Raw genomic sequence first — 21,772 nt, 5'->3', positions numbered from 1 at the left:
GTTGAAAACCGGCTCAAAATGCTCATTTACACCCCGTAAAGTCGAGCGCGACTCCGACCGTTTTTCGCCGGTTTTCGCCTTGCGCTGGCTGCCTCGCCTACGTTTTTAGAGGTGCCCTTACGGGGCCGGTTTTCAGTCGCAAGCGATACACTGCGCGTTTTTCCCGGCCGATAGTTCTTATGCTTGATGACGCCCTGACCTGGCAACCCACAGCCCCCCTGCACCCTCTTGATCTGCCCTGGCTGCGCCAGGCCGGGGTGCAGGTGGCCGTGCTGCGTCTGGACCTGATTGACCCGCTGATCAGCGGCAACAAGTGGTTCAAGCTCATTGGCCATCTGCAAGCGGCCGCTGCTCAGGATGCGGCGGGCGTGATCAGCCTCGGTGGCGCCCACTCCAATCATCTGCATGCCTTGGCCGCCGCGGGCAAACGCTTTGGCTTTGCCACGGTTGGTCTGCTGCGTGGTCATGAACAGCTCACGCCAACCGTACAAGACCTGCAAGACTTCGGCATGCAGTTGCACTGGCTGGGTTACGGCGGTTATCGCCAGCGCCATCAGGCCGATTTCTGGGACCCGTGGCAGGCGCGGTATCCGCAGTTTCAGCCGGTTGCCGAAGGCGGCGGCGGGGCGGCAGGGCTTATCGGTTGTGCGCAGTTGCTGCCGATGGTCACAGGGCAACTGGCGGTGCTGGGCTGGGAGGATTACCACGGCTGGTGGCTGGCCGCCGGCACCGGCACGACCCTGGCCGGGCTGGTGCGTGCCGAGGCCGGGGCGCATCGGGTGTTCGGCGCGCTGGCGGTGCCGGACGATCACGGTGTGGCGGGCAATGTTGCGGGTTTGCTGCAAGCACCCGGCAGCGGTTATGAATTGCTCGACGCCAGTCGCGGTGGATTTGCGAAAACCGACGCTCGGCTGCTGGCGTTCATCCGTGACAGTGAGCAACAGAGCGGCATGCCGCTGGAAGCGCTGTACACCGGCAAAGCGTTGTTGGCCTTGCACCAGGCCGTCATGGCGGGCCGTTTCGCCTCCGGCACCCGGTTATTGTTCGTCCACACCGGTGGTTTGCAGGGCAAGCGGGCCAGTGTGTCGGTCTCGGGTACGTAGAGGCCCCTTTCAGAGCGAGTCGGACAGGCGGCGCTTCGGATAATCGGGGCAATCCCGATCAGCATGCCGAGGTCCGCATGACAAACCCCGCCGCCCCGCAGGTTGATCCTGCCACCCTGAGAAAAGTCATCGTCGCTGCGGCCATTGGCAACTTTGTCGAGTGGTTCGACTTTGCCGTCTATGGTTTTCTGGCCACCACCATTGCCTTGCTGTTTTTCCCCAGTGGTGACCCCAGTGTCGCCTTGCTCAAGACCTTCGCCGTGTTTGCCGTGGCGTTTGCCTTCCGGCCGCTGGGCGGGATCTTTTTCGGCATGCTCGGCGACCGGATCGGGCGCAAACGCACCCTGGCCATGACCATTTTGCTGATGGCCGCCGCCACCACGTTGATCGGCATACTGCCCACCTACGCCAGCATCGGAGTCATGGCGCCGATCCTGCTGACCCTGATTCGCTGCGCCCAGGGCTTTTCCGCCGGCGGCGAGTATGCCGGTGCCTGCGCTTATGTGATGGAGCATGCGCCGACTGACAAGCGCGCCTGGTACGGCAGCTTCCTGCCGGTTTCGACGTTCTCCGCGTTTGCCACCGCAGCCGTGGTGGCGTATGCACTGGAAGCCACGCTGTCGAGTCAAACCATGCAAAGCTGGGGCTGGCGTCTGCCGTTTCTGATCGCCGCCCCCATGGGCCTGATCGGTCTCTATCTGCGCTCGCGGCTGGCCGAGACCCCTGCCTTCCAGGCGGTCAGTGATGAGCATGCAGTGGCCCATTCGCCGCTCAAGGAAACCCTTCGCCACCACGCCCGTCCGATTCTGTGCCTGGGCGCCTTTGTATCGCTGACGGCGCTGTCGTTTTATATGTTCACCACTTACTTCGCCACCTACCTGCAAGTGGCGGGTGGTCTGACGCGTGCCACTTCGCTGCTGGTGGCGCTGATCGCGCTGCTGTTTGCTGCGCTGATCTGCCCGCTGGCCGGGGCATTTTCCGACAAGGTCGGGCGACGCAAGACCATTGCCACCACCTGCGCGCTGTTGATCGTTGTGGTACTGCCAGCGTTTCTGATGGCCAGCTCCGGATCGTTCGCCGCCTCGGTGCTCGGTGTGATGTTGCTGGCCGTAGGCGCGGTACTCAGTGGCGTGGTCACCGCCGCGTTGCTTTCGGAAGTATTCCCGACCCGGACCCGCTACACCGCCTCGGCAATCACCTACAACATGGCCTACACCCTGTTTGGCGGCACCGCACCGCTGGTCGCCACCTGGCTGATCTCCACCACCGGCAGCAACCTGTCACCGGCGTTCTATCTGGTGGCGGTGTCGTTGCTGGCATTGATGGGGGGCCTGGCATTGCCGGAAACCTCGCGGATTTCCCTGCATGAGGTGCCGTCGATGGATAAGGCGCGCACCGTTCAGCCATTGGCCGAGTAAGGACCAGAGCCACAAAAACGACAATAAAGCGTGGCGCTGCGGCCCGGAAAAATGGCACATTGTCGCCCCCTTCGGGCTGATGACATATTTTGTAATATCGGTTTGAGGGCTCTGCAACCTGCCTTTACGGATGACCCTCATGTCCAGTGTCCAACCCGCTTCGGCGGCCGCTCCGGCCACGCCACAGTCCAGCCCGCTGGTGATGCGCATCATCGGCGCAGTGGCGCTGGCGCACCTGATCAATGACCTGATCCAGGCGATCCTGCCGTCCATCTACCCGATGCTCAAAGCCAACTATGACCTGAGCTTTGCACAGATCGGCATGATCACCCTGACGTTTCAGCTCACGGCGTCCTTGCTGCAACCCTGGGTCGGTTACTACACCGACCGGCACCCCAACCCGCTGGTGCTGCCGATGGGCTCGGTCTGTACCCTCGTCGGTATCGTGATGATGTCGATGGCCGGCAGTTTCGAAATGATTCTGCTGGCGGCAGCCTTGATCGGGATCGGCTCGTCGACCTTCCACCCCGAAGCCTCGCGTATTGCGCGGCTGGCCTCAGGCGGGCGGTTTGGCCTGGCGCAGTCGACCTTTCAGGTCGGCGGTAACGCCGGGACGGCGATCGGCCCGTTGCTGGCGGCAGCGATCATCATTCCGTTCGGGCAGGGTAACGTGGTGTTCGTCGGCATCATCGCCTTGCTGGCGCTGGGTCTGCTGTGGGCCATCAGCCGCTGGTACAAGGCGCACCTGAACCTGTTCAAACTCAAGGCCGGGCACAAAGCCACCCATGGTCTTTCGAAGCAGAAAGTGATCTTCTCGCTGGCGATTCTGGCGCTGCTGATCTTTTCCAAGTTCTGGTACATGACCAGCCTGACCAGCTACTACACCTTCTACTTGATCGAAAAATTCGACCTGTCGGTGGCCAGTTCGCAACTGCACCTGTTCCTGTTCCTCGGCGCGGTGGCGGCGGGCACCTTCTTCGGCGGACCGATTGGTGACCGCATCGGCCGCAAGGCGGTGATATGGTTTTCGATTCTGGGCGCGGCACCGTTCACCCTGGCGCTGCCGTATGCGGATCTGTTCTGGACCACGGTGCTGAGCGTGATCATCGGCTTTATCCTGGCCTCGGCGTTCTCGGCCATTGTGGTTTACGCCCAGGAACTGGTGCCAGGCAACGTAGGCATGATCGCCGGGGTGTTCTTCGGTCTGATGTTCGGCTTGAGCGGCATCGGCGCCGGGACCTTGGGTTACCTGGCCGACAGCCACGGCATCGCCTATGTCTACCACCTGTGTTCATTCCTGCCGTTGCTGGGCTTTCTGACCATCCTGCTGCCACGTACCAAATAAAGGCGGCGGGTCAGCGGCCGGTGTCGGGCAGATCAGGCCAGGCATCGGCCACCAGAAACAGCCGCTCGGCTTCCTGCCAGCCGCCCTCGGCGTCTGGCTCCAGGCGCACCAGCAATTGCGCCGGGGCCAGTGGCTCAAGCTGTGCCAGCCAGTCTTGCAATTGCGTCTCGCTCCAGGCGTTCTGATAACGTGCCGGCGCCAGCCAGGCGTGGCGGGGCAGCGGTTGCCAGCGGCCGGGGCGGCTGGCGGCGACAAAGGCTGGCCAGTCGCGCTGATGGAGCCAAAGCCCTTTGAGATGCTGGTCATGGGCGCCGTCGGGCGGCTGGGCATGGCCGGGCCAAGGGTACAGCAGATAGCCACCCAGCCACAGCTCGGCACTGAACGCCTCGACTCCCAGCCCGGCCAGGGTTGCGCGGCCCTCCGGGCGTGACGACATCGGCAATTGATGCAGGCTTACATGGCGCAGCTTGCGGTCCAGCCGGTCATGGGCACTGGGCCCCAGCCACTGCGCCGGGTCACGGCCGTTACCGTCTTGCGGGCCCAGATACAACTTGATCGCCAACTCGACATGATGCACCCCGTCGCGGTCACGCAGCAGCATGTCCAGCTCGCCCAAGGTCTGGCCCTGCTGGCGCACCGGCAGATTGGCCGCCAGCAACTCGACACCCGGAGCCTGCAGCACTGCGTATTGCCAGAGTCGCTCGTAGTAACGCCCCAGCCGGCGCGTCGACGCCTGCTCCAGCCACTGGACCAGCGAAGCCGGGTGGTGATCGAGGGCCAGCAGCCAGTCACGCAACTGTTCGGGGGCCGCCACCCAATCGCTGCCGCTGAGCGGATGACGCTGCACCCAAGGCGCCTCGGCCAGCATCGGCGGAGCAAGCAGCACCCAGGCCAGATCACGCACCTCGGGATGGCGTAACTGGCGGGGCAGACCGCAGAGAGAAGGGAAAGGTGTCATGCAGCAAGAATAGCGCTGGCGCAGTGACAAGGTAAGGCATCAGAAAAAGGCCACTGATTAATCAGGTTAGTGTTGGATGGCCTTCACGGCTAAAGCGGATCGCCACCCGGCAGGTCTTGCAAGGTAGATCGAAGGCGGGCTTTCGGACGCCAGGCAATGCCCGGAACAGCACCCGACCCACCCCCGGTTTGCCGCCCGCCGGGCGTTTCGCCATAATCGCGCTCATAACGCCGTTTCGCAGACTTAGCAGGAGCCTCATGGAGCACTTTCGTAATATCGGCATCATCGGCCGTCTGGGCAGCGCCCAGGTGCTGGAAACGGTGCGCCGGCTCAAGAGGTTCCTGTTGGACCGCCACCTGCACGTCATTCTCGAAGACACCATCGCCGAGGTGCTGCCCGGTCATGGCCTGCAAACGTCCTCACGCAAAATGCTCGGCGAAGTCTGCGACCTGGTCATTGTCGTCGGTGGCGACGGCAGCCTGCTCGGCGCCGCCCGCGCCTTGGCCCGCCACAATGTCCCGGTATTGGGCATCAACCGCGGCAACCTGGGCTTTCTCACCGATATCCGCCCCGACGAACTGGAATTGAAAGTCGCAGAAGTCCTCGACGGTCACTATCTGGTCGAAAACCGTTTTCTGCTCGAAGCCGAAGCGCGTCGTCACGGCGAAAGCATCGGTCAGGGCGATGCGCTTAACGATGTCGTGCTGCACCCCGGCAAATCAACCCGGATGATCGAGTTTGAAATCTACATCGATGGCCAGTTCGTCTGCAGCCAGAAGGCCGACGGCCTGATCGTCGCGACCCCGACCGGCTCTACCGCTTACGCGCTGTCGGCCGGCGGCCCGATCATGCACCCCAAACTCGACGCCATTGTCATTGTGCCGATGTACCCGCACACCCTGTCCGGGCGGCCCATCGTGGTCGATGGCAACAGCGAGCTGAAGATCGTTGTGGCCAAAGACATGACCATCTACCCGCAGGTGTCCTGTGACGGGCAAAACCATTTCACTTGCGCGCCGGGCGACACCATCACGGTGCGCAAAAAGCCCAAGAAGCTGCGCCTGATTCACCCGCTGGATCACAACTACTACGAAGTCTGCCGGACCAAGCTCGGCTGGGGCAGCCGCCTCGGTGGGCGAGGAGACGACTGATGATCGATCCGGCGCGTGGCTTTGATCTGATCGGTGACGTGCACGGGTGCGCCCAGACCCTTGAGGCGCTGCTGGAGCAGATGGGCTATCGCCGCGAGGCCGGCGTATGGCGTCATCCACGGCGTATGGCATTGTTTCTGGGCGATATCGTCGACCGCGGCCCACGGATTCGCGAAGCGCTGCATATCGTGCGCGACATGGTCCAGGCCGGTCAGGCGCTGTGCATCATGGGAAACCACGAATTCAACGTGCTGGGCTGGGTGACGCCAGCGCCGGCCCACACCGGCCAGAAGTTCGTCCGTGAGCACACCCCGCGTCACGAGCGGCTCATCGCTGAAACCCTGGCCCAGTTCGAGCAGTATCCGGACGAGTGGCGCGAGTTCATCGACTGGCTTTATGAGTTGCCGTTGTTCATTGATGCCGGACGCTTTCGCGCCGTGCATGCCTGCTGGGACCCTAACCTGATCGAGCCGCTGCGTGGCCTGCATGGCAACGGGTTGATCAACCAACAGTTCATCCAGGCCAGCGCCACGCCTGGCAGCTTTGCCAGCAACGTTTTCAACCGCTTGCTGCGCGGCACCGACATGCGTCTGCCGCATGGCCTGACCCTCACCGGCGGCGATGGCCTGACCCGCGAGTTCTTCCGTACCAAGTTCTGGGAGGATGACCCGCAGACCTATGGTGATGTGGTCTTCCAGCCCGATGCGCTGCCCGAAGGGGTGGCCAAGACGCCACTGTCAACCACTGACAAAAATGCTTTGCTGCGCTATGGCAGCGACGAGCCGCTGCTGTTTGTCGGTCACTACTGGCGCAGCGGTGTGCCGGCGCCGATCCGGCCCAATCTGGCCTGTCTGGATTACAGCGCCGTGCTGTACGGCAAGCTGGTGGCCTATCGGCTGGACCAGGAAACTTCAATCGACCCGGAAAAATTCGTCTGGGTCGATGTGCACCGCCCGGAGTTGAAGTCATGAGCCCTGTCGCTGTTTTGCGCCTGCCGCTGTCCACCGACCTGAGTGGTTTTGTCAGCCTGCTGCGGCGCCTGAATGTGCCGCACCGGGTGGCCGAGGAGGCTGGCGAGCAGGTGCTGTGGGTGCCGGGTAACCCGCAATTGGTCGACGAGGTTCGCGAGCTGTACGAGCGTTTCCCCGAGGGCAATGACGCCTATCAGCCGCCGCCGGACAGTCAGGGTGCAGCGCTGGCTCGTCCCGGTCTTGCCCAACAGGCAAGGCAGGTGCCGTTCACCGTGTTGGTGTTGCTCGCGACCCTGGTGGTGGCGGGCCTGACCATGCTCGGTGAAAACCTGGACGCGGTGCGCTGGCTGACCTTTCTCGACTTCCGGGTGCAGGGCGAGTACGCCATGTTCGTGCCGTTGGCCGACAGCCTGGCCGCCGGGCAGTGGTGGCGGATCGTCTCACCGATGCTGATCCACTTCGGTGTCCTGCACCTGGCCATGAACAGCCTGTGGTACTGGGAACTGGGGCGGCGCATCGAACTGCGCCAGGGCGGCTGGCAATTGCTGTTGCTGACCCTGGTGTTCGCCGCGTTCTCCAACGCTGTGCAGTATTATTTCGGTGGCCCGACTTTATTCGGCGGCCTGTCGGGCGTGCTCTATGGTCTGCTGGGGCACTGCTGGCTGTTCCAGTGGCTGGCGCCCAACCCGATCTACCGTCTGCCGCGGGGCGTGCTGGTGATGATGCTGGTCTGGCTGCTGCTATGCCTGTCGGGGCTGGTGAGTGTGCTTGGCTTTGGCGAGATCGCCAACGGTGCACATGTCGGCGGCTTGATCATCGGTTGTGTCACGGGACTCGCAGGGGGTGCGATCGCGCGCCGAAAAGCCTAAACTTCCCGGCTGTCTTCTGGAGTACGCCATGTCCTCTTTTATGGAAATGATTGAAAACATCACCCCCGATATCTACGAGAGCCTCAAGCTGGCTGTCGAAATCGGCAAATGGTCCGATGGCCGCAAACTGACCCAGGAACAGCGCGAGCTGTCGCTGCAGGCGCTGATCGCCTGGGAAGCGCAAAACCTGCCCGAAGAGCAGCGCACCGGCTACATGGGCCCGCAAGAATGCGCGTCGAAGTCGGCACCTGTGCCCAACATCCTGTTCAAGTCGGATGCCATCCATTGATTGAATTGGGTCGCGGTTCCGTCAACAAGATGGCGGTGCGTCAGGCTGACGCGCCGTTTGTGCAATATGCCTTTCGGCTGGGCGACAGCGAGATTGCCGTCAATCCGCTGATTGGCCAGAGCCTGCGTCTGGAATACCTGGGCGCGATTCACTGCAGCCATTGCGGGCGCAAGACCAAAACCAGCTACAGCCAGGGTTACTGCTACCCGTGCATGCAGAAGCTGGCGCAGTGCGACGTATGCATCATGAGCCCGGAAAAGTGCCATCACCATGAGGGCACCTGCCGCGAGCCTTCATGGGGCGAGCAGTTCTGTATGACCGATCACATTGTCTATCTGGCCAACTCCTCAGGGGTCAAGGTCGGGATTACCCGCGCCACTCAGCTGCCGACCCGCTGGCTCGACCAGGGCGCCAGCCAGGCGCTGCCGATCCTGCGCGTCGCCACCCGGCAGCAATCGGGCTTTGTCGAAGACCTGCTGCGCAGCCACGTTGCCGACCGCACCAACTGGCGCGAACTGCTCAAGGGTGAGGCGCTGCCGGTGGACCTTGTCGCGATCCGCGACGAACTGTTCGACAAGTGCGCCGAGGGGCTGGCGGGGTTGCAGGAACGCTTCGGCCTGCAGGCCATCCAGATGCTGCACGATGTCGAACCGCTGGAGTTTCGCTACCCGGTCGAGGCCTACCCGACCAAGATCGTCAGCTTCAACCTGGACAAGAACCCGATCGCCGAAGGCACGCTGCTGGGTATCAAGGGCCAGTACCTGATTTTCGACACCGGCGTCATCAATATCCGCAAGTACACGGCCTATCAACTGGCCGTGCTCCAGTAAAAAGGATTCGCGCATGCGCACTGAACAACCGCAAGTGATCTACCTCAAGGACTATCAGGCGCCCGAGTATCTCATCGACGAGACGCACCTGACTTTCGAGCTGTTCGAAGACCACACCCTGGTGCATGCGCAACTGGTGATGCGCCGCAACCCCGAGCGCGGCGCTGGCTTGCCGGCATTGGTGCTCGATGGCCAGCAACTGGAGCTGGTGTCGCTGCAACTCGATGACCGCGAGCTGCAACCGGCCGATTACCAACTCACCGACAGCCACCTGACCCTGCAGCCGTCCAGCGCCAGCTTCACGGTCGACAGCACGGTGCGCATCCACCCGGAAACCAACACCGCACTGGAAGGCCTGTACAAGTCCAGCGGCATGTTCTGCACCCAGTGCGAGGCCGAGGGGTTTCGCAAGATCACCTATTACCTCGACCGCCCGGATGTGATGAGCAGCTTCACCACTACGGTCAGCGGCGACAAGCAGCGCTATCCGGTCCTGCTGTCCAACGGCAACCCGATTGCCAGCGGCCAGGACGGCGATCGCCATTGGGCAACCTGGGAAGACCCGTTCAAGAAACCGGCCTACCTGTTCGCCCTGGTGGCCGGTGACCTGTGGTGCATTGAAGACACCTTCACCACCCGCAGCCAGCGTGAAGTCACCCTGCGCATTTATGTCGAACCGGAAAACGTCGACAAATGCCAGCACGCCATGGACAGCCTGAAGAAGTCCATGCGCTGGGACGAAGAGGTCTATGGCCGCGAGTACGATCTGGACATCTTCATGATCGTTGCGGTCAACGACTTCAACATGGGCGCCATGGAGAACAAGGGCCTCAATATCTTCAACTCCAGCGCCGTGCTGGCTCGCGCTGAAACCGCCACCGATGCCGCGCACCAGCGGGTCGAGGCGATCGTGGCCCACGAATACTTCCATAACTGGTCGGGCAACCGCGTGACCTGCCGCGACTGGTTCCAGCTCTCGCTCAAGGAAGGCTTCACGGTGTTTCGCGACGCCGGTTTCTCGGCCGACATGAACTCCGCCACGGTCAAGCGCATCCAGGACGTCGCCTACCTGCGTACTCACCAGTTTGCCGAAGATGCAGGCCCCATGTCGCACCCGGTGCGCCCGGACAGCTTTATCGAGATCTCCAACTTCTACACCCTGACCGTATACGAGAAGGGCTCGGAAGTGGTCGGCATGCTCCATACCCTGCTGGGTGCCGAGGGCTTCCGTAAAGGCAGTGACCTGTACTTCGACCGCCATGACGGTCAGGCGGTGACCTGTGACGACTTCATCAAGGCCATGGAAGATGCCAACGGCGTCGACCTGACCCAGTTCAAACGCTGGTACAGCCAGGCCGGTACCCCGCGCCTGGACGTCAGCGAAGCCTATGACAGCGCTGCCGGCACCTACAGCCTGACCTTCCGGCAGAGCTGCCCGATCACCCCGGACAAGCAGGAAAAACTGCCGTTCGTGATTCCCGTGGCGTTGGGCCTGCTCGATGAGCAGGGCAACGAAATCGCCCTGCGCCTGAGTGGCGAAGCCGCCGCACAAGGCACCAGCCGGGTCATTTCGGTGACCGAGGCCGAGCAGACGTTCAGCTTCGTTGACGTGCCTGCCAAGCCGTTGCCATCGCTGCTGCGCGGTTTCTCGGCCCCGGTCAAGATGAGCTTCCCGTACAGCCGCGACCAGTTGATGTTCCTGATGCAGCACGACAGCGATGGCTTCAACCGTTGGGAAGCGGGCCAGCAACTGGCGGTGCAGGTGTTGCAAGAGTTGATCGGCCAGCATCAGGCCGGCCAGCCACTGGTACTCGATCAGCGGCTGCTGACTGCACTGGGCACGGTACTGGCTGACGAGACCCTGGATCAGGCGATGGTTGCCGAGATGCTGTCGCTGCCGGGTGAGGCGTACCTCACCGAAATCAGCCAGGTCGCCGACGTCGATGCCATTCATGCCGCTCGCGAGTTTGCCCGTAAAGCCATCGCCGACAACCTGTTCGACAGTCTCTGGGCGCGTTACCAGGCCAACCGCGAAGTGTCGCGCAACACCGCCTACATCGCCGAGGCAGAGCACTTTGCCCGCCGTGCGCTGCAGAACATTGCCCTGTCGTACCTGATGCTCAGCGGCAAGCCTGAAGTGCTGGCGGCGGCCATCGACCAGTTCGACAGCAGCGACAACATGACCGAGCGCCTGACCGCGCTGGCGGTGCTGGTCAACTCGCCGTTCGAGCAGGAGCGCGCCCAGGCACTGGCGGTATTCGCCGAACACTTCAAGGACAACCCGCTGGTCATGGACCAGTGGTTCAGTGTTCAGGCAGGCAGCACCTTGCCGGGTGGCCTGGCACGGGTCCGCGAGTTGATGCAGCACAAGGCATTCAACATCAAGAACCCGAACAAGGTCCGTGCCCTGATCGGTGCTTTCGCCGGCCAGAACCTGATCAACTTCCATGCCGCCGATGGTTCGGGCTACCGCTTCCTGGCCGACATCGTCATCGAACTCAACGGCTTCAACCCGCAGATCGCCTCGCGGCAGCTGGCGCCGCTGACCCGCTGGCGCAAGTACGACAGCGCCCGTCAGGCGCTGATGAAGGCCGAGCTTGAGCGTATCCGCAGCAGCGGTGAGTTGTCGGCTGATGTCTTTGAGGTGGTGAGCAAGAGCCTGGCTTAAGCAGGGTTCTCGCTGGAGAAGGGGCGCTATCGGCCATGGTCGATAGCGCCCTTTTTTATCGCAGGTATGGTGCTTCTAACTGACGTGGCTGCGTTTGTCAGTGGCCGAATAAGCACGATGAAACATTCTACAAAAATCCTCACATGTGAGGCTTTTGTTCGGCCTGGGTATCTGATAGCGTTCACCTCCATTGCCACAACCAATCCAGGGAGCCGTGCCTATGCCTCGCAAGACCGGGGGCGCAACCACTGCTGAACAGGGCAAGAGCTTGAAAAGCTCGACCGACTACATGCGCGAAATGCGCCAACGCCTCAAGGACGCGGGTCTGGTCAAACGTGAGTTCTGGATCCGTCCTGAAAACGTCGATGCCCTGCGCGGTATCGAAAAAGCTTTGCGACAGCCCTACCTCGGTAAACGAATCAATCTGGAGGATTTCATGACCGGGAACACCCACTGGACCATCAGCTCGTTGCATCAATCGCTGGCCGAGCTTGAGCTCGTCAGCCTGGGGCAGATCGACCTGTCCCTCACCGACGGTGCCGAAACCGGTATCCGTCTGATCCTCAAGGAGTTCGGCGACCTGCCGGTCTATCTGGCCGTGGTTGGCGAGCAGATCCTCGCCGATACCACCCTGATCGAAGTCAGCCGGGTCAAGGACACCGCAGCCTTCAACGACATCGTGCTGCGCAGCCGTGACCTGTTCCCGCTGTCGGCGGTGGGTATCGAGCGTCTGGCCGACGGCCAGGAAGTCTACTGCCTGTTCGGTGCATTGAGTGCCGCTTCCAGCCTGACTGTGATCGTCCAGGAAGTGCTGACGCTGGCCGACAACGTGATTCGTGCGGCAGAAGCTTTCGAAGATCACTTCATCGACTGAATAGCGGTTTTGGCAGGAGAACACTCATGACGACAAGCATCTGGAAAAAACTGGTCACTGCCGTGCGCGGTGGCGCATCAGAAGCCGGTGAGGCAATCATCGACGCCAACGCCCTGCGGATTCTCGACCAGGAAATCCGCGACGCTGACAACGCACTGGCCAAGGCCCGTGAAGGTCTGATCGGTATCAAGGCCAAGCACAAGCTTTCTGCGCAGCGCCTTGAAGAACATGGCACCAATATCGCCAATTGGGAAAACCGTGCCCTGCAAGCCCTCAACAAGGGCGAAGAAAGCCTGGCCGTCGAGTGCGCGGCGAAGATCGCCGAGATCGAGGCCCAGCGTGATCAGGAAAAAGCCCTGGCCGACCAGTTCGGCAAGCAGGCTGCGCTGCTGCAAGAGCAGGTGGTCAAGTCTGAGGCGCGGATTCGCGGCCTCAAGCAGCAGGTCGAGATGGCCAAGGCCCGGGAAACCGTGCAGCGTGCCCGTGTCGCCACCGCCAATGCCACCGGTGGTGCCAATGGCGCGGTCGAGACCGCCGTCGGTTCGCTGGCCCGTCTCAAGCAACGCCAGGACGAGCAGGACGCCAAGCTTGAAGCCGCCGAAGAACTGGCCAGCCAGTCCAATGGCGGTGATCTGGAGCGCCGTCTGCAGGAAGCCGGCATCGGCGCCAGCAGCAGCGGTGCCGACGATGTACTGGCGCGTTTGAAGGCTCGCCAGACACCTCAGTAACAGGCGGCAGCTAACAGTACCGGCTTCAGTTGCGCAGGCTTCGCAGCTGAAGCTGCTCCTACCGGGTTCTGTGTCTGCTGCGCGACAGCGCGGCGGGCGAACGCTTATCAAGCCGCAACGCCATAGACAAGGAAGACCGCTTGGCATTCTCGACCCGACTTCGCGTTATTCTCGGTCTGGCGGCACTGATGCTCGCTGTACAGATCTACAACGCGGCCAGTGGCTATAGCCTGGTGGGCCACGGTATCCTGCCGCGTCATCTTTCAGGCTTGCAGGGCATTGCGCTGGCGCCACTGCTGCATGGATCCTTCGCCCACCTGCTCAGCAATCTGCTGCCGTTTCTGGTGCTCAGTTGGCTGGTGGCGACCGAGGGTGTCAAGCGCTATGCCTGGGTGGTGATACTGGTCTGCCTGTTTGGCGGCGGTCTGGTCTGGGTGTTTGGCCGTACCAGCCTGCACGTTGGCGCCAGTGGCCTGATTTTCGGCCTGTGGACCTATCTGCTGGCCAGGGTCTGGTATCAACGCAGCTTCGCCAGCCTGCTGGTGGCGTTGATCGCTCTGGCCGGTTATAGCGGTCTGGTGCTGGGTTTTCTGCCGTCACCGGGGGTATCGTTCGAGTCACATATCGGCGGTGCGCTGGCAGGAATCTTCGCAGCCAGGCTGCTGCATGCCGGGCAAGGCAAGGTCTGAGTAAGGGCGATGGTGGCGACCGAGCCGCTGAAACATACCGGGTTCTGATAAATGGATTGCGCCAATGATGGTGTTGCTGTTGCTCAGGCGTCATGTGTCTGCTTTTTTCGAGCGTTTCGGCTGGGCCGGAATCGGCATGTTTTTGCTCGGTCACTACTTGCTGTCTTACCTGTTGCTGGCCCTGGCCGCTGAAGAGCATCTGCTGAGCGGGCTGGATTTCACCTATTTTTACCTGACCACGGCCACCACCGTGGGCTACGGCGACCTGTCACCCAAGTCTGCTGCCGGCAAGCTGATTACCAGTACCTGGATCATGCTCGGCGGGATTGCGTTACTGACCACAGTGATTGGCAAGGCATCGACGTCGGTTGGCGATATCTGGAGACGCAACATGAAAGGGCAGGGCGATTGTTCAGCACTAAGCGGCCATACCGTGCTGGTCGGCTGGGACGGTGATGCCAGCGAGCGGATTGTCGAACTGCTCAGCCAGGACTGCCGCACCCGTAGCGGTGGGCTGGTGATCTGCGATTCGCTGATCACTGAAAATCCGATGCCAGGCCATGCCTCATTCATCAAGGGCGATTCGCTCGATTCGCCGGCGGTGCTGTTACGCGCCGGGGTTCGTGGCGCTGAACGGATTCTGGTGCACACCCGCTCCGACAGCCTGACCCTGGCGATTGTCCTGACCCTGAAAAAACTCGAGCCTGCCGGTCATGTGGTTGCCCATTTTGACAACTCTGAACGCGCCGCCCTGGCCAGAAGCTATGCCCCGGAACTGGAATGCACCTCCAACATGGCCATCGAGATGCTGGTGCGTTCGGCCCAGGATCCGGGTTCGAGCACCGTAATCAACGAACTGCTGTGCATCGGTGAAGGCGCAACCCAGTTCCGTCATGTGTTGTCGCCCGGTTTCAGCATCACCTGCGGCGAGCTTTATATCCGCCTGCGCCAGGAATTCAACGCCACCCTGATCGGTTATCGGGCGCCGCAGGGCAGCCATTTCGAACTCAACCCCGCCAACGATCTGCGTATCGAGGGCGGTGAAATTTTCTACATTGCATCCACTCGGCTTCAAGGAAACGCATTATGAGCTGGTTCAAGCGAGTCATGGGCCTGGAAGCGCCCCTGCCGAAAAACACGGCTGCCAGTGCCTCCAGTCCGCTGGGGCTGCGCAGCGGTGGCATGTTGTGTCTGGACTCTTCCCTGAAACTGCTGCTCGATGGCCACAGCTATGTTGTGCTGCCGGGCGATGAAAAGGTCTGGGCGGTGGGGGAGATCGATCTGGGCCAGGCCATGGTGCTGCGCCGCTTCTATCTCGACGATGAAGACTACTTTCTGCAGATCCTCAGCAACGGGCCGTTGCCTGAGGACATTCAGGATATCGTGCTGTTCGGCTATTACAGCGCGACGCCGATCAACAGCCGTGACGAATTGCTGCGCCTGACCGGGCCGGATTCGAAAATCGGCCTGCCGACCTATGAGCATGAAGGCGAAGTGTTCGAGCGCCAATGGGGCACCGAGACCGGTCAGACCGAACTCACGCCTATGGACGAGAACGTCGTCAGTCCTGACACTGCCTACCGCGTCAAACACCTGAGCATGCTCTATGCGCGGGAAACCGGCCTGATCGACCGCCGTGAGTTTTTGCTGTTCTCGGTGGAAGAAGACGAGCAAGGGAACATTACCCTTACAACGGCGGTCGGTGTGACGCTGCTTTCTACAGACATCAACGTTCTATAAAAGAAAAGGAAATCTTCATGCTCGACGCGTTGCGTATGTCGCTCGATGCCCAGGCGGTGTTCGGCTTCATTCTCTATATTCTGGTCGCCGCTCTACTGTTCGCGGTGTTCCAGTTCATCTACAGCCGGGTGACCCCGCACAAAGAGTTTGTCCTGATCCGCGACAACAACAGCGCAGCGGCCCTGGCCTTGGGCGGTTCGTTGATCGGTTTCGCCTTGCCCGCCAGTAACGTCATCGCCTACAGCATCAATATTCTGGACGTGGTGGTCTGGGCGTTGATTGCGGCAGTGGTCCAGTTGCTGGCGTTCGGTGCCACCAGCCTGGTGCTCAAGGGCCTGTCGGCACGCATTGCCAAGGGCGAGATGGCCGCGGCCATCTACGCCGCCAGTGTCGCGGTCAGTGTCGGCATGCTCAACGCGGCCTGCATGACACCGTCGAACTGAGCCGGGGGAGCGATCATGAGACGCAGTTCAGTCAAGCTCGTGCTGGTCAGTACCTTGCCGCTGGCCCTGAGTGCCTGCGGGTCATCGGATGATGAGCCGAACTTCACCACCAAGACCACCTTCAAGACCGTGCAGGAATGCACCGACGCCAAGGTGCCGATCGAGGTCTGTTCCAACTCGTTCATGGAGGCGTTGACCGATCACCGGCGCATTGCCCCGACCTACGACGACCAGGCCTCCTGCGAAGCGGATTTTGTGCCGGACTACTGCCAGGTTGGCAGCGACGGCAAATACTCGCCAAAACTCGGCGGTTTCGAGCTGTCGTTCGCCGGCAACGTGCCCAAAGAGGTGCTGGACCAGACCAACCAGCAGATCATCCAGTCCAACCCCGGCGCGACCAGCAACTTCCTTACCGGGTTGCTGATTGGCAACCTGCTCAGCAACGGCTTCGGCAACAGTGGCCGCTATTACGCGCAGCCGGTTTACATGGGTCGCGATGATCGCGGCGGTTACTACAACTCTTCGCTCTATACCCATATCGACCGCGGCAAGACCTTCAGCCGCTCGACCCAAGCCCGTTACAGCACCGACAAGACCTACAGTAAAAGCACGCTGGGCCGCAGCCTTGGCAGTGGCTCGTCGGTGTCGTCCACTGTGTCGCGTGGCGGTTTCGGCAGCCAGGCCAGTGCGCGCAGCGGCTGGAGTGGCAAGAGCAGCAGCCGCTCCAGCTTCGGCGGTTAAGGAATCTGTTGGATGAAACGGATCAGCATCGAAGAGCGCCCAGCCTGGCGCGCCACTGCCGAACGTGAAGGTTTCGACTTTCACACCATCGACGGTGAGCGCTATTGGGACGAGCGGCACTACTACCAGTTCAACGAGCGGCAGGTCACCCGCGATCTTGAAGCACCGACCCAGGAGCTGCACCAGATGTGCCTGGATGTGGTGGCGCGGGTGGTCGATGACGAGGCATTGCTCAGCCAACTGGCAATCCCGCAAGCGTACTTCGACCTGATCCGCGACTCCTGGCAGCAGCGGCATGCGCACCTGTATGCTCGCTTCGACTTCGCTTACCACGGCGACGGGCCGGCGAAGATGTATGAAATCAATGCCGACACCCCCACCAGCCTGATGGAAGCGGCGGCGTTTCAATTGCTGTGGCTGGAAGAGCAGATTGAACGCGGCGTGCTGCCGGCCAGGGCAACCCAGTTCAACGCGATTGCCGAAGACCTGATCAAGGCCTTCGAGCCGTTCCGGGGACCGGCGCCGTTCTATTTTTCGGCCATGTCCGGCTCGGCCGAAGACCGCGGCACCACTGAATTCATGCGCCGCATGGCGGCTCACGCAGGCATCGAGACCCGGCATATCGACATTGAGGACATCGGCCTTGATCAACAGGGCCGTTTCGTCGACCTGCACGGCAACCGCATCGAACGGTTATTCAAACTGCATGCCTGGGAGCACATCTTCCACGAGCCGTTCGGTGCGCACATCGCCGCCAGTGGCACCCGCTTCGTCGAACCTGCCTGGAAAGCCATCCTCAGCAACAAAGGCATCCTGCCGCTGCTCTGGCAGTTCAACGAAGGCCATCCCAACCTGCTGCCATCGTTCGTCGACCAACACCCCGCTAGCCCGGTACCCAAAGGCTGGGTGCGCAAGCCTTTCTTTTCCCGCGAAGGCGCCAACATTGAAATCCGCACCCCGGGCGACGAAACCATTGCCGAAGACGGCCCCTACACCGACGGCCCGTACATCCTCCAGCAATACTCGCCGCTGCCGCGTTTCGGCGACAGCTACACCCTGATCGGTTCCTGGGTCATCGGCGACCTGGCCTCCGGGATCGGCATCCGCGAAGACGACAGCCTGATTACCAAAGACAGCAGCCGGTTTTTGCCGCATGTGGTGATTGATTAAGAAGGTGCGCAGCCGCTGTTGATCTTGATCTTGATCTTGATCTTCGAGCCGAGATGGCACAGACAACGCAAATCGCGGCTTGGGCGCCGTTCGGAGGGACGTTCGCCCGGCAGGGCGAAACCTGCAGTCCAGACACCGCGCAAAAGGATTTTCCATCGGTCCGCAGATCACGCCCTTTTCGCGGCTAAAGCCGCGACCCATGCTCTCCAGATCATCGCCTAGACTGCCTCAATGCCATTAGCGCTTAACAAAACATAACGTCACGACAATTGTCAGGCACAGGCTTTACTGCCTAGCATGGCCCCGCCTCCAAAAAAGCGCAGGGCCGGTTTATCCAGCCATCTCGCACAACAATAAAACCGGGAGAGACGCATGCATCTGTCCATTGTCTGCCTGGCCGCCTTATTGGGCCTCACAGCAGTCAGTTCCGCCGTCGCAGCAACCGCAGCAGACAGCTACGCCATCGAATCGCCCAAGGCCGCGACCAGCCTGTTACTGGACGTCGTGCATGCCGGTCAGCGTCTGGTCGCGGTGGGCGACCACGGCCATATCCTGTACTCCGACGACCAGGGCCATAACTGGCAACAGGCCAAAGTGCCGACCCGCCAGTTGCTCACCGCCGTCTATTTTGTCGACGCGCAGCACGGCTGGGCCGTCGGCCACGATGCCCAGATTCTGGCCAGCAGCGACGGCGGCCAGAGCTGGACCAAACAGTTCGAAGACCTGACCCGCGAAGCGCCGCTGCTGGATGTCTGGTTCCAGGACCAGAGCACCGGCTTTGCCATCGGCGCCTACGGTGCCCTGTTGACCACCACCGATGGCGGTCAGCACTGGCAGGACGTCAGCGAGCGGCTGGACAACCAGGACCAGTATCACCTCAATGCCATCGCCCATGTGGCGCAAGGCGGGCTGTTCATCGTCGGTGAAGCCGGCGGCATGTTCCGTTCCCGCGATGTCGGCCTGAGCTGGGAAAAACTCGAAAGCCCCTATCATGGCTCGCTGTTCGGGGTCATCGGCACCTCCCAGGCGCAGACGCTGCTGGCCTACGGATTGCGCGGCAATTTGCTGCGCTCCACTGACTTTGGCGACACCTGGACCCACATCGAACTGCCCGGCGAGCGGGGGCCGCTGCAGGCCACCCTGGCTGGCGCCAGCCTGCTCAGTGACGGCACGCTGGTGCTGGTCGGCAATGCCGGCAGCGTATTGCGCAGCAGTGATGACGGGCAGAGCTTCAAGGTTTTCAACCGCGCCGACCATATCGCCCTGTCCGGGGTGACCGGCAATGCCCGCGGTGAACTGATTCTGGTCGGGCAGGGCGGTGTACGTCTTGGCTCGGCCAATGGCGCAGCGCTCAGTCAGCGATAAGCACAAGGACTCCATGCATGAACGATCTTCAGCAGCGCGCCACGCCCGCCGACGAGCAAGCGACCTTTCTTGAACGGTTGATCTTCAACAATCGCCCCACAGTGATCATTCTCTGTCTGCTGACCACCCTGGTGCTGGTCTGGCAGGCTTTGCAGGTGCGACCTTCGACCAGCTTCGAGAAGATGATTCCGCTGCAGCACCCCTTCATCCAGAACATGCTTACGCACCGCAATGACCTGGGCAATCTGGGCAATAGCGTGCGCATCTCGGTCGAGTCGCTGGACGGCGACATTTTCTCGCGCGACTACATGGAGACCCTGCGCCAGATTCACGACGAAGCCTTCTATATCCCGGGCGTCGATCGCTCGGCCATGAAGTCACTGTGGAGCCCCAGCGTGCGCTGGACCGAGGTGACCGAAGAAGGCTTTGCCGGCGGCGAGGTGATTCCCAAGAGCTACGATGGCGGTCAGGACAGCCTCGATACCCTGCGCAACAACGTGCTCAAGTCTGGCCAGGTCGGTCGGCTGGTGGCCAACGACTTCAGGTCGAGCATCGTCGAGATACCGCTGCTGGAGGCTTATCCGGACCCCAATGACCAGAGCGTGCTGCTGACCCTTGATTACCAGCAGTTTTCGCATCAGCTCGAAGAAAAGATCCGCGACAAGTTCCAGGCGCAGAATCCGCAGATCAAAGTGCACATCGTCGGCTTCGCCAAGAAGGTCGGCGACCTGATCGACGGCTTGTTCATGGTGGTGGCGTTCTTCGGCATCGCCTTTGTCATCACGCTGGTGCTGCTGATCTGGTTCACCCGCTGCCTGCGCAGCACCATCGCCGTGCTCTGCACCACGCTGATCGCGGTGATCTGGCAACTGGGCCTGATGCATGTGGTCGGCTTCGGCATCGATCCGTACTCGATGCTGGTGCCGTTCCTGATCTTTGCCATCGGCATTTCCCATGGCGTACAGAAGATCAACGGCATTGCCTTGCAGTCCAGCGAGGCCGATAACGCCCTGACCGCGGCACGGCGGACCTTCCGTCAGTTGTTCCTGCCGGGGATGATCGCCATTCTGGCCGATGCCGTGGGCTTCATTACCCTGCTGATTATCGATATCGGCGTGATCCGCGAGCTGGCCATCGGCGCGTCCATCGGTGTGGCAGTGATCGTGTTCACCAACCTGATTCTGTTGCCGGTGATGATTTCCTATGTCGGCATCAGCAAGAGGGCGGTCACCCGCAGCAAGCAGGACGCGGTCAGCGAGCATCCGTTCTGGCGCCTGCTGTCGGGGTTTGCCAACCCCAAAGTGGCGCCGGTGTCGGTGGTGCTGGCGTTGCTGGCCTTCGGCGGCGGGCTCTGGTACAGCCAGAACCTGAAGATCGGTGACCTTGACCAGGGCGCTCCAGAGTTGCGTCCTGACTCACGCTACAACCAGGACAACGCCTTTATCATCGAGCATTACTCCACCAGTTCTGATGTATTGGTGGTGATGGTCAAGACTCAGGCTGAAGGCTGCTCGGCGTATTCGACCATGTCGGCGATCAGTGAGCTGGCCTGGAAAATGGACAACACCCCTGGCGTGCAATCGACGGTTTCCCTGGTCAACGTTTCACGCCAGGTGATCAAAGGCATGAACGAAGGCAGCCTGAAGTGGGAAACCCTGTCGCGTAACAAGGATGTGCTCAACAGCTCCATCGCCCGTGCCGAAGGGCTGTACAACACCGACTGCTCGCTGGCGCCACTGATGATCTTCCTCAACGACCACAAGGCCGAAACCCTGGATCGGGCGGTCAAGGCGGTCGAGGAGTTTGCTGCGCAACACAACAGCCCCGATCTGCAATTTCTGCTGGCGGCCGGTAACGCCGGGATTGAGGCCGCGACCAACCAGGTGATCAAAGAGTCCGAGCTGTTGATCCTGGTGCTGGTCTACCTGTGTGTGGCAGGCATGTGCATGATCACCTTCCGCTCCTGGGCTGCGACCCTGTGCATTGTCTTGCCGCTGGTGCTGACCTCGGTACTGGGTAACGCGCTGATGGCCTTGCTGGGCATCGGCGTGAAGGTGGCGACGCTGCCGGTGATCGCCCTCGGGGTGGGCATCGGTGTCGATTACGGCATTTACATCTACAGCCGTCTGGAAAGCTTCCTGCGCGCCGGCCTGCCGTTGCAGGAGGCGTATTACCAGACGCTCAAGTCCACCGGCAAGGCGGTGCTGTTCACCGGTCTGTGCCTGGCGATTGGTGTCTGCACCTGGATCTTCTCGGCCATCAAGTTCCAGGCCGACATGGGCCTGATGCTGACCTTCATGCTGCTGTGGAACATGTTCGGCGCCTTGTGGCTGTTGCCGGCACTGGCACGCTTTCTGATCAAACCCGAGAAAATGGCCGGGCAGGTGGGGCATTCGTTGTTTTCTCATTGAAACGCGGCA

At 61.5% G+C, this 21,772-nt stretch carries 20 protein-coding genes; 19 read left to right on the top strand and 1 reads right to left on the bottom strand.

The features are described from left to right. Positions 1-179 precede the first annotated feature (179 nt). From NJC38_RS23310 to NJC38_RS23300, 3 genes are all read left to right on the top strand, one after another. Positions 180-1,103 (top strand): 1-aminocyclopropane-1-carboxylate deaminase, encoded by a 924-nt coding sequence (locus tag NJC38_RS23310; RefSeq protein ID WP_253117282.1) that lies wholly within the window; start codon positions 180-182, stop codon positions 1,101-1,103. Positions 1,104-1,180: 77 nt separating this feature from the next. After that, positions 1,181-2,521, top strand: coding sequence for an MFS transporter (locus NJC38_RS23305; protein ID WP_045493489.1), 1,341 nt, complete (start codon positions 1,181-1,183; stop codon positions 2,519-2,521). Positions 2,522-2,651: 130 nt separating this feature from the next. Then, positions 2,652-3,866, top strand: a complete 1,215-nt coding sequence (locus tag NJC38_RS23300; RefSeq protein WP_253117281.1) for an MFS transporter — start codon at positions 2,652-2,654, stop codon at positions 3,864-3,866. Positions 3,867-3,876: 10 nt separating this feature from the next. On the opposite strand, the gene NJC38_RS23295 is transcribed toward NJC38_RS23300, so the two are convergent. Then, positions 3,877-4,824 carry a DUF1853 family protein gene (locus NJC38_RS23295; protein WP_253117280.1) on the bottom strand — a complete coding sequence of 316 codons (948 nt, stop codon included), beginning with the start codon at positions 4,822-4,824 and terminating at the stop codon, positions 3,877-3,879. A gap of 257 nt (positions 4,825-5,081) precedes the next feature. Here NJC38_RS23295 and NJC38_RS23290 point away from each other — a divergent pair, with 257 nt between their 5' ends. The 16 genes from NJC38_RS23290 to NJC38_RS23215 all read left to right on the top strand — a co-directional run bounded on the left by NJC38_RS23290 (position 5,082) and on the right by NJC38_RS23215 (position 21,763). Beyond that, complete coding sequence (locus NJC38_RS23290) at positions 5,082-5,975, top strand: NAD(+) kinase (RefSeq protein WP_045493483.1); 894 nt, start codon at positions 5,082-5,084, stop codon at positions 5,973-5,975. Then, a complete protein-coding gene (locus NJC38_RS23285) occupies positions 5,975-6,946 on the top strand; it encodes a metallophosphoesterase (RefSeq protein ID WP_253117279.1) in 972 nt (323 codons plus the stop codon). Before NJC38_RS23290 ends, NJC38_RS23285 begins: the two co-directional genes overlap by 1 nt. Continuing rightward, on the top strand, positions 6,943-7,815 hold the full coding sequence (locus NJC38_RS23280; RefSeq protein ID WP_045493481.1) for a rhomboid family intramembrane serine protease: 873 nt from the start codon (positions 6,943-6,945) through the stop codon (positions 7,813-7,815). Before NJC38_RS23285 ends, NJC38_RS23280 begins: the two co-directional genes overlap by 4 nt. Positions 7,816-7,843: 28 nt before the next feature. Next, complete coding sequence (locus NJC38_RS23275) at positions 7,844-8,104, top strand: DUF1315 family protein (protein ID WP_045493480.1); 261 nt, start codon at positions 7,844-7,846, stop codon at positions 8,102-8,104. After that, positions 8,101-8,934, top strand: coding sequence for a DUF2797 domain-containing protein (locus NJC38_RS23270; protein WP_045493479.1), 834 nt, complete (start codon positions 8,101-8,103; stop codon positions 8,932-8,934). The genes NJC38_RS23275 and NJC38_RS23270 overlap by 4 nt, the downstream gene beginning before the upstream one ends. A gap of 13 nt (positions 8,935-8,947) precedes the next feature. Continuing rightward, entirely contained in the window at positions 8,948-11,602 is a 2,655-nt protein-coding gene (gene pepN, locus NJC38_RS23265; protein WP_253117278.1) for an aminopeptidase N, read from the top strand. A gap of 220 nt (positions 11,603-11,822) precedes the next feature. Beyond that, positions 11,823-12,476, top strand: coding sequence for a YjfI family protein (locus NJC38_RS23260; protein WP_045493470.1), 654 nt, complete (start codon positions 11,823-11,825; stop codon positions 12,474-12,476). 26 nt (positions 12,477-12,502) lie between these two features. Next, the gene (locus NJC38_RS23255) at positions 12,503-13,204 is read left to right on the top strand and encodes a PspA/IM30 family protein (RefSeq protein WP_045493467.1); all 702 of its coding nucleotides are present in this window, start codon (positions 12,503-12,505) and stop codon (positions 13,202-13,204) included. Between the two features lie 140 nt (positions 13,205-13,344). Continuing rightward, complete coding sequence (locus NJC38_RS23250; protein ID WP_045493464.1) at positions 13,345-13,893, top strand: rhomboid family intramembrane serine protease; 549 nt, start codon at positions 13,345-13,347, stop codon at positions 13,891-13,893. 64 nt (positions 13,894-13,957) lie between these two features. Continuing rightward, on the top strand, positions 13,958-14,983 hold the full coding sequence (locus tag NJC38_RS23245; protein ID WP_253117277.1) for an ion channel: 1,026 nt from the start codon (positions 13,958-13,960) through the stop codon (positions 14,981-14,983). Further along, positions 14,980-15,633, top strand: a complete 654-nt coding sequence (locus NJC38_RS23240; RefSeq protein ID WP_045493462.1) for a DUF2491 family protein — start codon at positions 14,980-14,982, stop codon at positions 15,631-15,633. Before NJC38_RS23245 ends, NJC38_RS23240 begins: the two co-directional genes overlap by 4 nt. Positions 15,634-15,650: 17 nt before the next feature. Next, complete coding sequence (locus tag NJC38_RS23235; RefSeq protein ID WP_045493460.1) at positions 15,651-16,076, top strand: DUF350 domain-containing protein; 426 nt, start codon at positions 15,651-15,653, stop codon at positions 16,074-16,076. Between the two features lie 15 nt (positions 16,077-16,091). Further along, positions 16,092-16,817, top strand: coding sequence for a DUF1190 domain-containing protein (locus tag NJC38_RS23230; protein ID WP_045493458.1), 726 nt, complete (start codon positions 16,092-16,094; stop codon positions 16,815-16,817). Positions 16,818-16,829: 12 nt separating this feature from the next. Then, positions 16,830-17,987 carry a glutathionylspermidine synthase family protein gene (locus tag NJC38_RS23225; RefSeq protein WP_253117276.1) on the top strand — a complete coding sequence of 386 codons (1,158 nt, stop codon included), beginning with the start codon at positions 16,830-16,832 and terminating at the stop codon, positions 17,985-17,987. A 372-nt stretch (positions 17,988-18,359) separates the two neighbouring features. Beyond that, entirely contained in the window at positions 18,360-19,352 is a 993-nt protein-coding gene (locus tag NJC38_RS23220) for a YCF48-related protein (protein WP_253117275.1), read from the top strand. 17 nt (positions 19,353-19,369) lie between these two features. Next, positions 19,370-21,763: an RND family transporter gene (locus NJC38_RS23215; RefSeq protein ID WP_045493453.1), complete on the top strand. Its 2,394-nt coding sequence runs from the start codon at positions 19,370-19,372 to the stop codon at positions 21,761-21,763. Positions 21,764-21,772 lie beyond the last annotated feature (9 nt).

It is taken from the genome of Pseudomonas sp. 21LCFQ010, from assembly GCF_024129905.1.
GTDB lineage: Bacteria > Pseudomonadota > Gammaproteobacteria > Pseudomonadales > Pseudomonadaceae > Aquipseudomonas.
The sequence above is the reverse complement of the archived record's forward strand: the minus strand, read 5'-3'. Positions and strand labels throughout refer to the sequence as shown.

Excerpts from the sequence above, each read along its gene's own strand:
- NJC38_RS23310 (WP_253117282.1), top strand. The coding sequence starts at position 180 with ATGCTTGATGACGCCCTGACCTGGCAACCCACAGCCCCCCTGCACCCT.
- NJC38_RS23305 (WP_045493489.1), top strand. The coding sequence starts at position 1,181 with ATGACAAACCCCGCCGCCCCGCAGGTTGATCCTGCCACCCTGAGAAAA.
- NJC38_RS23300 (WP_253117281.1), top strand. The coding sequence starts at position 2,652 with ATGACCCTCATGTCCAGTGTCCAACCCGCTTCGGCGGCCGCTCCGGCC.
- NJC38_RS23295 (WP_253117280.1), bottom strand. The coding sequence starts at position 4,824 with ATGACACCTTTCCCTTCTCTCTGCGGTCTGCCCCGCCAGTTACGCCAT.
- NJC38_RS23290 (WP_045493483.1), top strand. The coding sequence starts at position 5,082 with ATGGAGCACTTTCGTAATATCGGCATCATCGGCCGTCTGGGCAGCGCC.
- NJC38_RS23285 (WP_253117279.1), top strand. The coding sequence starts at position 5,975 with ATGATCGATCCGGCGCGTGGCTTTGATCTGATCGGTGACGTGCACGGG.
- NJC38_RS23280 (WP_045493481.1), top strand. The coding sequence starts at position 6,943 with ATGAGCCCTGTCGCTGTTTTGCGCCTGCCGCTGTCCACCGACCTGAGT.
- NJC38_RS23275 (WP_045493480.1), top strand. The coding sequence starts at position 7,844 with ATGTCCTCTTTTATGGAAATGATTGAAAACATCACCCCCGATATCTAC.
- pepN (WP_253117278.1), top strand. The coding sequence starts at position 8,948 with ATGCGCACTGAACAACCGCAAGTGATCTACCTCAAGGACTATCAGGCG.
- NJC38_RS23260 (WP_045493470.1), top strand. The coding sequence starts at position 11,823 with ATGCCTCGCAAGACCGGGGGCGCAACCACTGCTGAACAGGGCAAGAGC.
- NJC38_RS23255 (WP_045493467.1), top strand. The coding sequence starts at position 12,503 with ATGACGACAAGCATCTGGAAAAAACTGGTCACTGCCGTGCGCGGTGGC.
- NJC38_RS23245 (WP_253117277.1), top strand. The coding sequence starts at position 13,958 with ATGATGGTGTTGCTGTTGCTCAGGCGTCATGTGTCTGCTTTTTTCGAG.
- NJC38_RS23240 (WP_045493462.1), top strand. The coding sequence starts at position 14,980 with ATGAGCTGGTTCAAGCGAGTCATGGGCCTGGAAGCGCCCCTGCCGAAA.
- NJC38_RS23235 (WP_045493460.1), top strand. The coding sequence starts at position 15,651 with ATGCTCGACGCGTTGCGTATGTCGCTCGATGCCCAGGCGGTGTTCGGC.
- NJC38_RS23230 (WP_045493458.1), top strand. The coding sequence starts at position 16,092 with ATGAGACGCAGTTCAGTCAAGCTCGTGCTGGTCAGTACCTTGCCGCTG.
- NJC38_RS23225 (WP_253117276.1), top strand. The coding sequence starts at position 16,830 with ATGAAACGGATCAGCATCGAAGAGCGCCCAGCCTGGCGCGCCACTGCC.
- NJC38_RS23220 (WP_253117275.1), top strand. The coding sequence starts at position 18,360 with ATGCATCTGTCCATTGTCTGCCTGGCCGCCTTATTGGGCCTCACAGCA.
- NJC38_RS23215 (WP_045493453.1), top strand. The coding sequence starts at position 19,370 with ATGAACGATCTTCAGCAGCGCGCCACGCCCGCCGACGAGCAAGCGACC.